Source organism: Erwinia pyri, from assembly GCF_030758455.1.
Taxonomy (GTDB): domain Bacteria; phylum Pseudomonadota; class Gammaproteobacteria; order Enterobacterales; family Enterobacteriaceae; genus Erwinia; species Erwinia pyri.
This window is the reverse complement of the sequence record NZ_CP132353.1, coordinates 426,960-440,629: the sequence shown is the minus strand read 5'-3', so window position 1 is coordinate 440,629 and position 13,670 is coordinate 426,960. Positions and strand designations below refer to the sequence as shown.

23 protein-coding genes are annotated in these 13,670 nt (G+C 50.3%); all 23 read right to left on the bottom strand.

The genetic code is table 11. From position 1 onward, the window contains the following. Position 1: 1 nt before the first annotated feature. The 23 genes from rplX to Q3V30_RS01950 all read right to left on the bottom strand — a co-directional run bounded on the left by rplX (position 2) and on the right by Q3V30_RS01950 (position 13,628). Positions 2–316, bottom strand: a complete 315-nt coding sequence (gene rplX, locus Q3V30_RS02060; RefSeq protein WP_020322770.1) for a 50S ribosomal protein L24 — start codon at positions 314–316, stop codon at positions 2–4. A gap of 10 nt (positions 317–326) precedes the next feature. Continuing rightward, positions 327–698 (bottom strand): 50S ribosomal protein L14, encoded by a 372-nt coding sequence (rplN, locus tag Q3V30_RS02055; RefSeq protein ID WP_015960712.1) that lies wholly within the window; start codon positions 696–698, stop codon positions 327–329. A 429-nt stretch (positions 699–1,127) separates the two neighbouring features. Beyond that, positions 1,128–1,382, bottom strand: a complete 255-nt coding sequence (rpsQ, locus tag Q3V30_RS02050) for a 30S ribosomal protein S17 (RefSeq protein ID WP_306210012.1) — start codon at positions 1,380–1,382, stop codon at positions 1,128–1,130. Beyond that, on the bottom strand, positions 1,382–1,573 hold the full coding sequence (gene rpmC, locus Q3V30_RS02045) for a 50S ribosomal protein L29 (RefSeq protein ID WP_013204129.1): 192 nt from the start codon (positions 1,571–1,573) through the stop codon (positions 1,382–1,384). The genes rpsQ and rpmC overlap by 1 nt, the downstream gene beginning before the upstream one ends. After that, on the bottom strand, positions 1,570–1,983 hold the full coding sequence (gene rplP / locus Q3V30_RS02040; protein ID WP_306210009.1) for a 50S ribosomal protein L16: 414 nt from the start codon (positions 1,981–1,983) through the stop codon (positions 1,570–1,572). Before rplP ends, rpmC begins: the two co-directional genes overlap by 4 nt. Positions 1,984–1,995: 12 nt before the next feature. After that, positions 1,996–2,694: a 30S ribosomal protein S3 gene (gene rpsC / locus Q3V30_RS02035; protein WP_306210007.1), complete on the bottom strand. Its 699-nt coding sequence runs from the start codon at positions 2,692–2,694 to the stop codon at positions 1,996–1,998. 17 nt (positions 2,695–2,711) lie between these two features. After that, entirely contained in the window at positions 2,712–3,044 is a 333-nt protein-coding gene (rplV, locus tag Q3V30_RS02030) for a 50S ribosomal protein L22 (protein ID WP_013204131.1), read from the bottom strand. Positions 3,045–3,056: 12 nt separating this feature from the next. Then, positions 3,057–3,335, bottom strand: coding sequence for a 30S ribosomal protein S19 (rpsS, locus tag Q3V30_RS02025; RefSeq protein ID WP_013204132.1), 279 nt, complete (start codon positions 3,333–3,335; stop codon positions 3,057–3,059). A gap of 16 nt (positions 3,336–3,351) precedes the next feature. Next, positions 3,352–4,173 (bottom strand): 50S ribosomal protein L2, encoded by an 822-nt coding sequence (gene rplB, locus Q3V30_RS02020; protein WP_306210004.1) that lies wholly within the window; start codon positions 4,171–4,173, stop codon positions 3,352–3,354. 17 nt (positions 4,174–4,190) lie between these two features. Continuing rightward, positions 4,191–4,493: a 50S ribosomal protein L23 gene (gene rplW, locus Q3V30_RS02015; RefSeq protein WP_105595770.1), complete on the bottom strand. Its 303-nt coding sequence runs from the start codon at positions 4,491–4,493 to the stop codon at positions 4,191–4,193. Further along, positions 4,490–5,095 (bottom strand): 50S ribosomal protein L4, encoded by a 606-nt coding sequence (gene rplD / locus Q3V30_RS02010; protein ID WP_306210000.1) that lies wholly within the window; start codon positions 5,093–5,095, stop codon positions 4,490–4,492. The genes rplW and rplD overlap by 4 nt, the downstream gene beginning before the upstream one ends. A gap of 10 nt (positions 5,096–5,105) precedes the next feature. Then, positions 5,106–5,735: a 50S ribosomal protein L3 gene (gene rplC, locus Q3V30_RS02005; RefSeq protein WP_306209997.1), complete on the bottom strand. Its 630-nt coding sequence runs from the start codon at positions 5,733–5,735 to the stop codon at positions 5,106–5,108. Between the two features lie 32 nt (positions 5,736–5,767). Next, entirely contained in the window at positions 5,768–6,079 is a 312-nt protein-coding gene (gene rpsJ / locus Q3V30_RS02000; protein ID WP_001181005.1) for a 30S ribosomal protein S10, read from the bottom strand. 334 nt (positions 6,080–6,413) lie between these two features. Continuing rightward, complete coding sequence (gene bfr / locus Q3V30_RS01995) at positions 6,414–6,890, bottom strand: bacterioferritin (protein ID WP_306209985.1); 477 nt, start codon at positions 6,888–6,890, stop codon at positions 6,414–6,416. A gap of 84 nt (positions 6,891–6,974) precedes the next feature. Then, on the bottom strand, positions 6,975–7,169 hold the full coding sequence (gene bfd, locus Q3V30_RS01990; protein WP_306209983.1) for a bacterioferritin-associated ferredoxin: 195 nt from the start codon (positions 7,167–7,169) through the stop codon (positions 6,975–6,977). Positions 7,170–7,335: 166 nt separating this feature from the next. Further along, positions 7,336–8,520: an elongation factor Tu gene (gene tuf / locus Q3V30_RS01985; RefSeq protein WP_306209981.1), complete on the bottom strand. Its 1,185-nt coding sequence runs from the start codon at positions 8,518–8,520 to the stop codon at positions 7,336–7,338. A gap of 70 nt (positions 8,521–8,590) precedes the next feature. After that, on the bottom strand, positions 8,591–10,705 hold the full coding sequence (gene fusA / locus Q3V30_RS01980) for an elongation factor G (RefSeq protein WP_306209978.1): 2,115 nt from the start codon (positions 10,703–10,705) through the stop codon (positions 8,591–8,593). A gap of 93 nt (positions 10,706–10,798) precedes the next feature. Further along, a complete protein-coding gene (rpsG, locus tag Q3V30_RS01975) occupies positions 10,799–11,269 on the bottom strand; it encodes a 30S ribosomal protein S7 (protein WP_008457106.1) in 471 nt (156 codons plus the stop codon). 96 nt (positions 11,270–11,365) lie between these two features. Then, entirely contained in the window at positions 11,366–11,740 is a 375-nt protein-coding gene (gene rpsL / locus Q3V30_RS01970; protein WP_013204141.1) for a 30S ribosomal protein S12, read from the bottom strand. Positions 11,741–11,865: 125 nt separating this feature from the next. Further along, positions 11,866–12,153 (bottom strand): sulfurtransferase complex subunit TusB, encoded by a 288-nt coding sequence (gene tusB, locus Q3V30_RS01965; RefSeq protein ID WP_306209974.1) that lies wholly within the window; start codon positions 12,151–12,153, stop codon positions 11,866–11,868. Positions 12,154–12,160: 7 nt separating this feature from the next. After that, positions 12,161–12,520 carry a sulfurtransferase complex subunit TusC gene (gene tusC, locus Q3V30_RS01960; protein ID WP_306209973.1) on the bottom strand — a complete coding sequence of 120 codons (360 nt, stop codon included), beginning with the start codon at positions 12,518–12,520 and terminating at the stop codon, positions 12,161–12,163. Beyond that, positions 12,520–12,906: a sulfurtransferase complex subunit TusD gene (gene tusD, locus Q3V30_RS01955; protein WP_306209971.1), complete on the bottom strand. Its 387-nt coding sequence runs from the start codon at positions 12,904–12,906 to the stop codon at positions 12,520–12,522. Before tusD ends, tusC begins: the two co-directional genes overlap by 1 nt. Continuing rightward, positions 12,906–13,628: a helix-turn-helix transcriptional regulator gene (locus Q3V30_RS01950; RefSeq protein WP_306209969.1), complete on the bottom strand. Its 723-nt coding sequence runs from the start codon at positions 13,626–13,628 to the stop codon at positions 12,906–12,908. The genes tusD and Q3V30_RS01950 overlap by 1 nt, the downstream gene beginning before the upstream one ends. Positions 13,629–13,670: the final 42 nt, after the last annotated feature.

The following is a 13,670-nucleotide window of genomic DNA, read 5'->3' as shown; positions in this document are numbered from 1 at the left end:
ATTACTTGATAGTTTCGCTGTTAGATTTGAAGAAACGGACTTTTTTGCCGTCTTCGAATCTAAAGCCTACACGGTCAGCCTTACCGGTGGCAGTGTTGTAAAGCGCAACGTTAGAAACCTGAATAGCAGCTTCTTTTTCAACGATGCCACCTGGTTGGTTCAGGGCCGGAACCGGCTTCTGATGTTTCTTAACCAGGTTGATACCTTCAACAATGACCTTGCCAGAAGACAGGACATTTTTAACTTTACCGCGCTTACCTTTATCTTTGCCGGTCAGCACGATAACTTCGTCATCGCGACGGATTTTAGCTGCCATTTTTCGCTCCTTAGAGTACTTCTGGTGCCAGAGAGATAATTTTCATGAACTTTTCAGTACGAAGTTCACGAGTTACCGGCCCAAAAATACGCGTACCGATTGGCTGCTCACTGTTATTATTTAAAATAACGCATGCATTGCCATCGAAGCGAATGACAGAACCGTCCGGGCGACGAACACCCTTCCTGGTGCGCACCACTACCGCTTTCAGCACATCACCTTTCTTAACCTTACCGCGAGGAATTGCTTCCTTGATGGTAATTTTGATGATATCGCCTACGCCTGCATAGCGACGGTGCGAGCCACCCAGAACCTTGATACACATTACGCGACGTGCACCGGAGTTGTCGGCGACGGTCAGCATAGTCTGTTCTTGGATCATTTCAGTGCTCCGCTTATGTCAACTACTACTTCGGGACCTTGAATCAGGTCGTATATAAAACCCCACAAATGAGGGCGCAGCATTATAACACCGCTTCCAAATTATGGATAGATAAATAATCACACTAATGGGGATACTTGATAAAATCAGGCGAGCGCAGCATTCTACACAACCCCGTAGCCCGATACAACCTTATATGCTCCCTCCCCCTGACTGGATATCTCTGTCAAAGCCTTCAGCAGCCGGTAAAGCGCGATGAATAAAGGCTGTACAGCGTAAACCGCACTTGAACTCAACCGAGCGAGCGATCCAGAAAAGAGGCAAAAAAATATCCGGGGTCAGAAGACACCGGATATTCCTTTAGAGATGCGATCGGCAGGAAACCCACCGATCGCAATTTCGCTAACCTGTAGCGGGCTTGAGGCCCGATTACATAATAGCTTTCTCAATAACGCGAACCAGAGTCCAGGACTTAGTCTTGGACAGCGGACGGCATTCGCGGATTTCTACCACGTCGCCGATACCGCATTCGTTGTTCTCGTCATGTACGTGCAGTTTAGTCGTACGCTTGATGAATTTACCGTAGATAGGGTGTTTCACAAAACGTTCGATAGCAACGGTCATGGATTTCTCCATTTTGTCACTAGTCACACGACCTTGCAGAGTACGGATTTTATCGGTCATTACGCACCCGCCTTCTCAGTCAGTAAAGTCTTAACGCGTGCAACATCACGACGCACTTGCTTCAACAGATGAGACTGTTGCAGCTGGCCGGATGCTGCCTGCATGCGCAGGTTAAACTGCTCACGCAGCAGGTTTAGCAGCTCAGTGTTCAGCTCTTCAACGCTTTTTTCACGCAGCTCTGTTGCTTTCATTCCATCACCGTCTTAGTTACAAAGGTGGTTTTGATAGGCAGTTTTGCTGCTGCCAGCTTGAATGCTTCACGGGCAAGCTCTTCCGGAACGCCGTCCATTTCATACAGGACTTTACCCGGCTGGATCAAGGCAACCCAATACTCCACGTTACCTTTACCTTTACCCATACGCACTTCCAGCGGCTTCTCGGTAATTGGTTTGTCCGGGAATACACGGATCCAAATTTTACCTTGACGCTTAACTGCACGGGTCATAGCACGACGTGCTGCTTCGATCTGACGAGCGGTCAGACGACCACGGCCAACAGCTTTCAAACCGAAAGTACCGAAGCTAACATCCGTGCCCTGCGCCAGACCACGGTTGCGGCCTTTATGCACTTTACGGAATTTTGTACGCTTTGGTTGTAACATCAGCGACTCTCCTTACTTACGGCTTTTACGCTGCTGCTTTTTAGGTTGAGCAGCCGGTTCCGGTTGTTCAACAGCAGCCATACCACCCAGGATCTCACCTTTGAAGATCCATACCTTAACGCCGATTACACCATAAGTGGTGTGCGCTTCAGAGGTGTTGTAGTCAATGTCAGCACGCAGGGTGTGCAACGGCACGCGGCCTTCACGGTACCATTCGGTACGCGCGATTTCAGCACCGCCCAGACGGCCACTAACTTCAACTTTGATCCCTTTAGCGCCCAGACGCATTGCGTTCTGTACAGCACGCTTCATAGCACGACGGAACATCACACGACGCTCCAGCTGTGAAGTGATGCTGTCAGCAACCAATTTAGCGTCCAGTTCCGGCTTACGGACTTCAGCGATATTGATCTGTGCAGGAACGCCAGCGATATCCGCTACGACCTTGCGCAGTTTTTCTACGTCTTCGCCTTTCTTACCGATAACGATACCAGGGCGAGCAGTGTGAATAGTCACACGGATGCTCTTAGCTGGACGCTCGATAACGATACGAGATACAGACGCTTTAGCCAGTTCTTTAGTCAGGAACTGACGTACTTTAAAGTCGCTGTCCAGGTTGTCAGCGAATTCTTTGGTATTGGCGAACCAGGTAGAGTTCCAGGGTTTAACAATACCCAGGCGAATACCATTAGGATGTACTTTCTGACCCATTGCTAGTCTCCAGAGTCTCAGCGATCGGACACAACCACAGTAATGTGGCTGGTGCGCTTCAGGATGCGATCTGCACGACCTTTTGCACGAGGCATAATGCGCTTCATGCTTGGGCCTTCGTCTACGAAGATCTTCGTAACTTTCAGATCATCAATGTCAGCGCCATCGTTGTGCTCGGCGTTAGCAATGGCAGATTCCAGAACCTTCTTGACCAGTACAGCCGCTTTCTTATTGGTGTAGGTCAAAATGTCCAGAGCCTGCGACACGTTCTTACCGCGTACAAGATCTGCTACCAGGCGAACCTTCTGAGCAGAAGAACGAGCGTGGCGATGTTTAGCGATAGTTTCCATCTCTTCCTCCTGTTAGCGTTTCTTGGCTTTCTTATCAGCCGTGTGGCCGCGATAAGTACGAGTCGGTGCAAATTCACCCAGTTTGTGGCCGACCATTTCGTCGGATACAAAGACAGGAACGTGCTGACGACCATTATGGACAGCGATGGTCAAACCGATCATGTTAGGGAAGATCGTTGAACGACGGGACCAGGTGCGCAAAGGCTTCTTGTCTCCGCTTTCCACCGCTTTCTCTACCTTCTTCAGCAAGTGCAGGTCAATAAAAGGACCTTTCTTGAGAGAACGTGGCATGGCTTATCCTCTAAAATTATTTGCTACGGCGACGTACGATAAATTTATCAGTACGCTTGTTGCTGCGGGTCTTCTTACCTTTGGTCTGAACGCCCCACGGGGTTACCGGGTGCTTACCAAAGTTACGACCTTCACCACCACCGTGTGGGTGGTCGACTGGGTTCATCGCAGTACCGCGAACGGTAGGACGAACACCACGCCAACGAGCAGCACCGGCTTTACCCAGAACGCGAAGCATGTGCTCAGCGTTGCCGACTTCGCCCAGGGTTGCGCGGCAGTCGATTTCGACTTTACGCATTTCACCTGAACGCAGACGCAGGGTGACGTAGGAACCTTCACGCGCAACGATCTGCACGTAAGCACCAGCTGAGCGAGCAATCTGTCCGCCTTTGCCTGGTTTCATTTCTACGTTATGCACGGTAGAACCCACTGGGATGTTACGCATCGGCAGGGTGTTACCCGCTTTGATCGCAGCATCAACGCCAGACTGAATCTGGTCGCCAGCTTTCAGGCCTTTAGGGGCCAGGATGTAACGGCGCTCGCCATCTTTGTACAGAACCAGTGCGATGTTCGCAGAGCGGTTCGGATCGTACTCAAGACGTTCAACGGTTGCCGGGATACCATCTTTATTGCGTTTGAAGTCAATAATACGGTAAGCCTGCTTGTGACCACCACCGATATGACGGGTAGTGATGCGACCATTGTTATTACGGCCACCGGATTTGCTGTTTTTTTCTACCAGCGGGGCGAATGGTTTGCCCTTGTGCAGCTCCGCATTCACCACTTTAACTACATGGCGACGACCCGGAGATGTCGGTTTACACTTAACAACTGCCATTGTTCTTCTCCTCCGACTTACTCAGCGCCGCCGACGAAGTCCAGATTCTGGCCTTCTTTCAGGGTGACGTAAGCTTTTTTCCAGTCGTTACGACGACCAATACGCTGACCGGAACGTTTAACTTTCCCTTTAACTACCAGGGTGTTAACGACCTCTACTTCCACTTCGAAAAGCTTCTGTACAGCGGCTTTGATTTCTGCTTTGGTCGCGTCTTTAGCAACTTTGAGAACGATGGTGTTGGTTTTTTCCATCGCAGCAGACGCTTTTTCAGATACGTGCGGCGCGCGCAGTACTTTCAGCAGACGTTCTTCACGGATCATGCCAGCATCTCCTCAACTTGCTTAACTGCGTCAGCAGTCATAACGACTTTGTCGAAGGCGATCAGGCTAACTGGGTCGATACCCGCTGCATCACGTACGTCAACCTTGTACAGGTTGCGAGCGGCCAGGAACAGGTTCTCTTCCAGTTCGCCAGTGATGATCAGCACGTCTTCCAGAGCCATGTCTTTCAATTTCTCTACCAGCAGCTTAGTTTTAGGCGCTTCAATAGAGAACTGCTCGACAACGATCAGACGATCTTGACGTACCAGTTCGGACAGGATGCTTTTCAGCGCGCCGCGGTACATCTTTTTGTTAACTTTTTGACTGTGGTCCTGCGGCTTTGCAGCGAAGGATACACCACCGGAACGCCAGATTGGGCTCTTTACAGAACCTGCACGCGCACGGCCGGTACCTTTCTGGCGCCACGGCTTTTTGCCGGAACCAGTAACTTCAGCACGGGTCTTCTGAGCACGAGTACCTTGACGGGCACCTGCTGCATACGCAACAACAACCTGATGTACCAGCGCTTCGTTGAAATCACGACCGAAGGTAGTTTCGGAAACAGTCAGCGCGCTTTGCGCGTCTTTCAATACTAATTCCATTGCTATCCCCTTACGCCTTCACAGCTGGTTTAACGATCAGGTCGCAACCGGTAGCACCGGGAACTGCACCTTTAACCAGCAGCAGGTTGCGCTCAGCGTCAACGCGTACTACGTCCAGGCTCTGAACGGTTACGCGCTCATTACCCAGCTGGCCTGCCATTTTCTTGCCTTTGAACACTTTGCCCGGAGTCTGGTTCTGACCGATAGAACCCGGAACGCGGTGAGACAAGGAGTTACCGTGAGTAGCATCCTGAGTACGGAAGTTCCAGCGCTTAACAGTACCGGCAAAACCTTTACCTTTAGATGTACCAGTCACGTCAACTTTTTTCACGTCAGCGAAAATATCAACGTTAATGCTCTGACCTACGGTGAACTCTGCGCCTTCAGCGGTACGGAATTCCCACAGACCACGGCCAGCTTCAACGCCAGCTTTAGCAAAATGGCCTGCTTCAGGCTTAGTGACACGGTTAGCTTTTTTAGCACCGGCAGTTACCTGGATAGCAGTGTAGCCGTCGTTTTCCAGGCTCTTAACCTGAGTTACGCGGTTTGCTTCAATTTCAATCACGGTTACTGGGATAGAAACGCCATCTTCAGTGAAGATACGAGTCATGCCCACTTTTTTACCGACTAAACCAATCATTGTTTCAACCTCTCAATCGCTCAATGACCTGATTAACCCAGGCTGATCTGCACGTCTACACCTGCAGCCAGATCCAGACGCATCAGAGCATCAACCGTTTTTTCAGTTGGCTCAACGATGTCAACCAGACGCTTGTGAGTACGAATTTCGTACTGATCGCGCGCATCTTTATTGACGTGCGGGGAGATCAGAACGGTAAAACGCTCTTTGCGGGTCGGCAGCGGGATGGGACCACGTACCTGCGCACCAGTGCGCTTGGCAGTCTCAACGATTTCCGCAGTTGATTGATCAATCAGACGATGATCAAACGCTTTAAGACGGATACGGATTCTTTGGTTCTGCATGAGACCAGAGCTCCAATTATTTATAAACGAAAAGATTACTACTCATACCCATTACGATTGATGGGTGAGTGTAATCGTCTGCACATAACTCCCCTATCGGGAGTATTGTCAGGTGAGCAGATTGCTCGCCTGCGGTTCAGATTGAACCGGGCCGTCATTTCTGACAAGCCCGCGCATTATACGTGCCTGAGCACATAAAGCAACCTGTTTATCGGAGGTGCTGAAGAAGGCGGATGGGAAACAGGAGGTATCAGTCAGGTTCAGAAACAGTAACGCCGCTGAAGTCTCTGTTTCAGCGGCGTAAATTTATACAACTGCATCTTTCTGTCCTGTATTACTCTTCTACTTTAATTTGTGACTGCAGATAATTCTGTATGCCAATTTTGCTTATCAGGTCGAGTTCCGTTTCCAGAAAATCGATATGATGCTCTTCATCTTCCAGAATGGTAATCATCATATCCCGGCTGACATAATCGTGGACTTTGTCTGCATGGGCGATCGCTTCCCGGAGATCCCTTGCCCCCTCCAGTTCAAGCTGCAAATCTGACTTCAGCATCTCTTCCACATCTTCCCCGATACGCAGCCTGCCAAGATCCTGCAAATTGGGAATGCCTTCAAGAAAAAGGATGCGTTCTATATATTTGTCCGCATGCTTCATCTCATCGATAGACTCATGGTATTCGATATCGTTTAAGCGTATCAGCCCCCAATTTTTGAACATCCGCGCGTGCAGGAAATACTGATTAACAGCAACTAACTCATTTCCAAGCAATTTGTTGAGATGACTGATGATTTTTATATCGCCCTTCATTTTGTTTCCTCCGCTTCCAGTTAAGTAGATCGTAGATGCGGATTGAAGGAAGTCAAAAAAGCATGACAAATTGCAGGGAGATTATCAGGCAATCTCTTTGTATTGCGGGACGTGCTGTAGCTCATGGTCCATTATTTCACGCGCGGCGCGGATGCATTTGCCGCACTGCTTGCCAACCGGGACCAGTTGACGAAGATGCTGTATCGATTTGGGCTGGTAACGGCGAACCACTTCACGAATTGTTTTATCACTGACGGCATTACACAAGCAGACGTACATTTTGCTACTCCAGTACATTTTCTGATCTTAGTGTAAATGCGAATCGTTTTTATTACAATGCCAGCTTCCGCAATCGGGCTGAATTGCGGGCATAAAAAAAGAGCACCGAAGTGCTCTTTTTATTTGCTATGACGGAGACCTGCCCCGCCATTTCAAATTATCTCAATTAAGCGATAACTTTAGCAACAACGCCCGCACCAACAGTACGGCCGCCTTCACGGATTGCGAAACGCAGACCGTCATCCATCGCGATTGGGTGGATCAGGGTAACAACCATTTTGATGTTGTCACCAGGCATTACCATCTCAACGCCTTCTGGCAGTTCGATGGTACCGGTCACGTCAGTAGTACGGAAGTAGAACTGAGGACGGTAGCCTTTGAAGAACGGAGTATGACGGCCGCCTTCATCTTTAGACAGAATATAAACTTCTGACTCGAACTTGGTGTGTGGCTTGATGGTGCCTGGCTTAGCCAGAACCTGGCCACGCTGGATATCTTCACGCTTGATACCACGCAGCAGAACACCACAGTTCTCGCCTGCACGACCTTCGTCCAGCAGCTTACGGAACATTTCAACGCCGGTACAGGTTGATTTCACGGTATCTTTGATACCAACGATCTCAACTTCTTCACCGACTTTAACGATACCGCGCTCTACACGACCGGTAACAACAGTACCACGGCCGGAGATAGAGAAGACGTCTTCGATAGGCAGCAGGAATGGCTTGTCGATTGCGCGCTCTGGTTCCGGGATGTAGTTATCCAGGTGGCCAGCCAGCTCAATGATTTTAGCTTCCCACTCAGCATCGCCTTCCAGCGCTTTCAGAGCAGAACCGTGAACGATTGGCGTGTCGTCGCCTGGGAAGTCGTACTGTGACAGCAGGTCACGTACTTCCATTTCTACCAGTTCCAGCAGCTCTTCATCATCAACCATGTCGCACTTGTTCAGGAACACGATGATGTAAGGAACGCCAACCTGGCGACCCAGCAGGATGTGCTCACGGGTCTGAGGCATTGGGCCGTCAGTTGCAGCAACAACCAGAATTGCACCGTCCATCTGCGCAGCACCGGTGATCATGTTTTTCACATAGTCGGCGTGGCCTGGGCAGTCAACGTGCGCATAGTGGCGAGACGGGGTGTCATATTCAACGTGTGAAGTGTTGATGGTGATACCACGTGCTTTTTCTTCTGGTGCGTTATCGATCTGGTCGAATGCACGAGCAGAACCGCCGTAGGTTTTAGCCAGAACGGTGGTGATAGCTGCAGTCAGGGTAGTTTTACCGTGGTCAACGTGTCCGATGGTACCAACGTTGACGTGCGGTTTGTTACGTTCAAATTTCTCTTTAGCCACGACAATATTCCTTACTTTAATGCTCTCACCCTTTGGTGAGAGCATAGGATCAATATTTTAAAACTGTAGCTTATTTGCTACGAGCTTCAATAACGGCCTGAGCGACGTTATTCGGCGCATCATCATACTTCAGGAACTCCATGGAGTATGAAGCACGGCCTTTAGTCAGAGAACGCAACTGAGTCGCGTATCCGAACATTTCAGACAGCGGAACTTCAGCGTGAATCTGAACGCCAGTAGCGTTAGATTCCTGTCCTTTGAGCATACCACGACGACGGCTAAGGTCACCGATAACGTCACCGGTGTTCTCTTCAGGGGTCTCTACTTCAACCTTCATGATTGGCTCAAGCAGAACCGGGCTCGCTTTCTTAAAGCCGTCTTTGAACGCGATAGAAGCCGCCAGTTTAAACGCCAGCTCAGAGGAGTCAACGTCATGGTATGAACCGAAGTGCAGACGAACGCCCAGATCAACCACTGGATAACCAGCCAGAGGACCCGATTTCAGCTGCTCCTGGATACCTTTATCCACCGCAGGGATGTATTCACCAGGAATCACACCACCTTTGATGTCGTTGACGAACTCATAACCTTTAGGGTTAACGCCCGGCTCCAGTGGGTACATGTCGATAATCACATGACCGTACTGACCACGACCACCAGACTGCTTGGCGTGTTTACCTTCGATATCGGTAACTTTCGCGCGAATCGCTTCACGGTAAGCAACCTGAGGTTTACCAACGTTCGCTTCAACGTTGAATTCACGCTTCATGCGGTCAACGATGATGTCGAGGTGCAGCTCACCCATACCGGCGATAATGGTCTGGTTAGTTTCTTCATCAGTCCATACGCGGAATGATGGATCTTCTTTTGCCAGACGACCCAGAGCCAGACCCATTTTTTCCTGGTCAGCTTTGGTTTTTGGTTCAACAGCGATCGAGATTACTGGCTCAGGGAACTCCATGCGCTCCAGAATGATCACGTTATCTGGATCACACAGGGTGTCACCAGTAGTCACGTCTTTCAGACCGATTGCAGCAGCGATGTCGCCTGCGCGAACTTCTTTAATCTCTTCACGTTTGTTGGCGTGCATCTGTACGATACGGCCCAGACGCTCACGCGCGGATTTAACCGGGTTGAACACGGTATCGCCGGAGTTAACTACGCCGGAGTAGACGCGGAAGAACGTCAGGTTACCTACAAACGGGTCGGTAGCGATTTTGAACGCCAGTGCAGCAAACGGCTCTTCGTCATCTGAGTGACGAACCGCTGGGGTATCTTTACCATCATCCAGCAGACCGTTGATCGCGGTAACGTCAGTCGGTGCCGGCAGGTATTCGATAACCGCATCCAGCATCGCCTGAACACCTTTGTTCTTAAATGCAGAACCACAGGTAACCAGGATGACTTCGTTGTTCAGAACGCGCTTACGCAGAGAGGTTTTGATCTCTTCTTCGGTCAGCTCTTCGCCACCAAAGAATTTCTCCATCAGCTCATCAGAGCCTTCAGCTGCGGCTTCAACCAGCTTCCCGCGCCATTCTTCAGCCAGTTCCTGCATATCAGCTGGGATATCTTCGTAAACGAAGGTCACACCCTGATCGGCATCGTTCCAGTTGATCGCTTTCATTTTCACCAGGTCAACAACGCCGGTGAATTTCTCTTCTGCGCCGATGGCCAGCTGTAATGGTACTGGGTTTGCACCCAGACGCGCTTTCATCTGGTCAACAACTTTCAGGAAGTTAGCACCCATACGGTCCATTTTGTTAACGAACGCGATGCGTGGAACTTTATATTTGTTAGCCTGGCGCCATACGGTTTCAGACTGTGGCTGAACACCACCAACCGCACAGTAAACCATTACTGCGCCGTCAAGAACACGCATAGAACGTTCTACTTCGATGGTGAAGTCAACGTGTCCCGGGGTGTCGATGATGTTTACGTGGTACGGCTCAAACTGCTTAGCCATGCCAGACCAGAAACAGGTGGTCGCAGCGGAAGTGATGGTAATACCACGTTCCTGTTCCTGCTCCATCCAGTCCATGGTGGCTGCGCCGTCATGGACTTCACCGATTTTGTGGTTTACACCGGTGTAGAACAGAACACGTTCGGTCGTCGTCGTTTTACCGGCGTCGATGTGTGCGCTGATGCCGATATTACGGTAGCGCTCAATGGGTGTTTTACGAGCCATTTGATTCCTCTGATTCTCGGACGTTCTAAGTTAGTAAACCCCAGCGGGTAAGTCACTGGGACGCCCGCTGGGTTAATAACAACTACGGGGCTGTTACCAGCGGTAGTGAGCGAACGCCTTGTTGGCTTCGGCCATACGGTGAACGTCTTCACGTTTCTTAACTGCAGTACCTTTGTTCTCTGCAGCATCAGAAAGTTCGTTCGCCAGGCGCAGAGCCATAGATTTATCACCGCGTTTACGAGCAGCTTCAACGATCCAACGCATTGCCAGAGCATTACGACGAACCGGACGGACTTCAACTGGTACCTGATAAGTAGAACCACCAACGCGACGGGATTTAACTTCCACGGTTGGGCGGACATTGTCCAGGGCTACTTCGAATGCTTCCAGTTCGTTTTTACCTGAACGCTGAGCCAGGGTCTCAAGCGCGGTATAGACGATTGATTCAGCAGTAGATTTTTTACCATCTACCATCAGGATGTTTACAAATTTAGCCAGCAGCTCCGATCCGAACTTAGGATCCGGCAGAATTTTACGCTGGCCAATTACGCGACGACGTGGCATGGAAATACTCCGTTGTTAATTCAGGATTGTCCAAAACTCTAGGAGTTTATTATGACATTTAAGATAAAACGTTTGGCCTTACTTAACGGAGAACCATTAAGCCTTTGGCTTCTTCACGCCGTACTTGGAGCGTGACTGCTTACGGTCTTTAACACCTGAGCAGTCCAGCGCGCCACGAACGGTGTGGTAACGCACACCTGGCAAGTCTTTAACACGACCGCCACGGATCAGGATCACGGAGTGTTCCTGCAGGTTATGACCTTCACCGCCGATATAGGAGGTAACTTCAAAACCGTTGGTTAAACGAACACGACATACTTTACGCAGTGCGGAGTTCGGTTTTTTAGGGGTAGTAGTATATACGCGAGTACATACACCACGTTTCTGCGGGCAGGCTTCCAGCGCAGGCACGTTGCTCTTTGCAACTTTGCGTGCGCGTGGTTTGCGAACCAGCTGATTAACTGTTGCCATTAAATAGCTCCTGGGATTTGCTTTTGCTTCGTAAACACGTGATAAATCGCCTCGTGGTATAACGAGGACGCGGAATTTTAGGGCTGAGCAGAAAAGGTGTCAAGAAATAACCAGGATATCGTGCATTACCAGGTCATTTGTTGCGAATTTTTTACCGTCAGCGCGACGAAATCAGTATAGCTTACTGTGGCCGCACTGGTTGAAATTTGAGCAGAAAGCCCGCGCGCGACGATATCTTCTTGCAGCACATACAGGGATATAGGGGCAGATAACAGAATTTCAAGGGGACGGCTGCCTGTAATAGCCGCAATAACGCCATCCTGTAAAAGAAGAAGATCGTCACCGGCAGAAAAAAATCTCACCATCGCGTTAAAATCGCAGCGATAAGGCGAATTCAGCAGAGTATGCAGCATAGCGTCCTCAAAACGTAATGATCCGATCGTACTTTTTCAGCGCTGCGCGAAGTGCTTCAGGGGCTAAAACTTCAGCAGGCAGTACCGTCACCCGATCGGCGCTCACACCCCGTTCGGCAAGCGAAGCTGAACAGACGTAGAAATGTTCAAGGTCATATAAAGGCAGCACGCCAAAGGTAGCGATATAATTTCTCGCCAGAACCTGGTCAGGATCCTGCCCCGGCAGCAGCTGGAAGATGCCGTCGCTGACAAAAAACAGCGCCACCTCTTCACTTAATGCTGACATAGCCATTACCGCATCCAGCCCTTCCCGTCCGGCGCTGCTTCCGTGCGGCGGCTGGGTAAATATAAACGCGACGCGGTTCATCAGAACTGCACCAGACGTTCACAGGTTAATGCGGCTTCAGCCAGGGCGCCTAATCCGGCCAGCTGAAATCCCTCTGCCAGATTAGCGCCCGGCAGATTCAGATTATCCGCTTCCTGCCGATCGGTAATTCCCCTGCGCAGTGCCGCCGCCACACAGATATTGAGTTTGATGCCCTGTTCTCTGTGTAGCTGCTGCCACGCCTGGCTTAAATCAAACTCATCGCTGGCAGGAGAGATCAGCTCGCTGGCATTCAGCACGCCTTCACGGTAGAAGAATACGCTTTCCAGCTCATGTCCCGCCGCCAGCAGTGCCCGCGCAAAAAGATAAGCGCTGCTGGCGTGCTGAGTGCCATAGGCCGGTCCGGTGACCAGTAAAGCGTAACGCATCAGCGCTCCTGTCCCTGGAAATCACCACTTTTGAACTGGCGGATATAGAGATAAACGGTGTGCTTAGAGATGTTCAGCCGTTCAGCAACCTGGTTAATGGCATCTTTGATATCAAAGATCCCCTTTTCATAGAGGTTAAGTACTATCTGCCGGTTTTTGGCATTGTTAGAGACGTTACGATCGCCGCTCACCTCTTCAATGGTGAACTCCAGCGTCTGCATCACTAAATCGTCAACCGAGGTGGCAAAGTTTACCGCGGAGGCCGCATCATGCGTTTCCGGTGGCATAAACGTGGCCATAATCTGGGAGAAAGGCACATCCAGATTCATGTTGATGCAGAGCAAACCAATGACGCGCTGCTCACCGTTACGGATGGCAATCGTCACCGACTTCATCAGCACGCCGCTTTTAGCACGGGTGAAGTAGGCTTTGGAGACATTGCTGTCCGCGCCGGTCATGTCATGCAGCATCCGCAGAGCCAGATCGGTAATAGGGGAGCCAATTTTTCGTCCTGTATGTTCGCCATTGGCAATTCTGACCGCCGAGCACTTTAAATCTTCCAGCGAGTGCAGCACGATTTCACAATGAGAACCGATCAGCATCGCCAGCCCATCGACCACGGCTTCGTAGGATTTAAGGATATCAAAGTCAGTTTGCGCGAAGGGATGCTGTTCCAGTAATTCCAGATCGGCCAGATCACCGGTAAAAATTGAACCAGACATTAAGACACCACCCTTTTAAAGAGCCTGTCGCACGGCACAAGG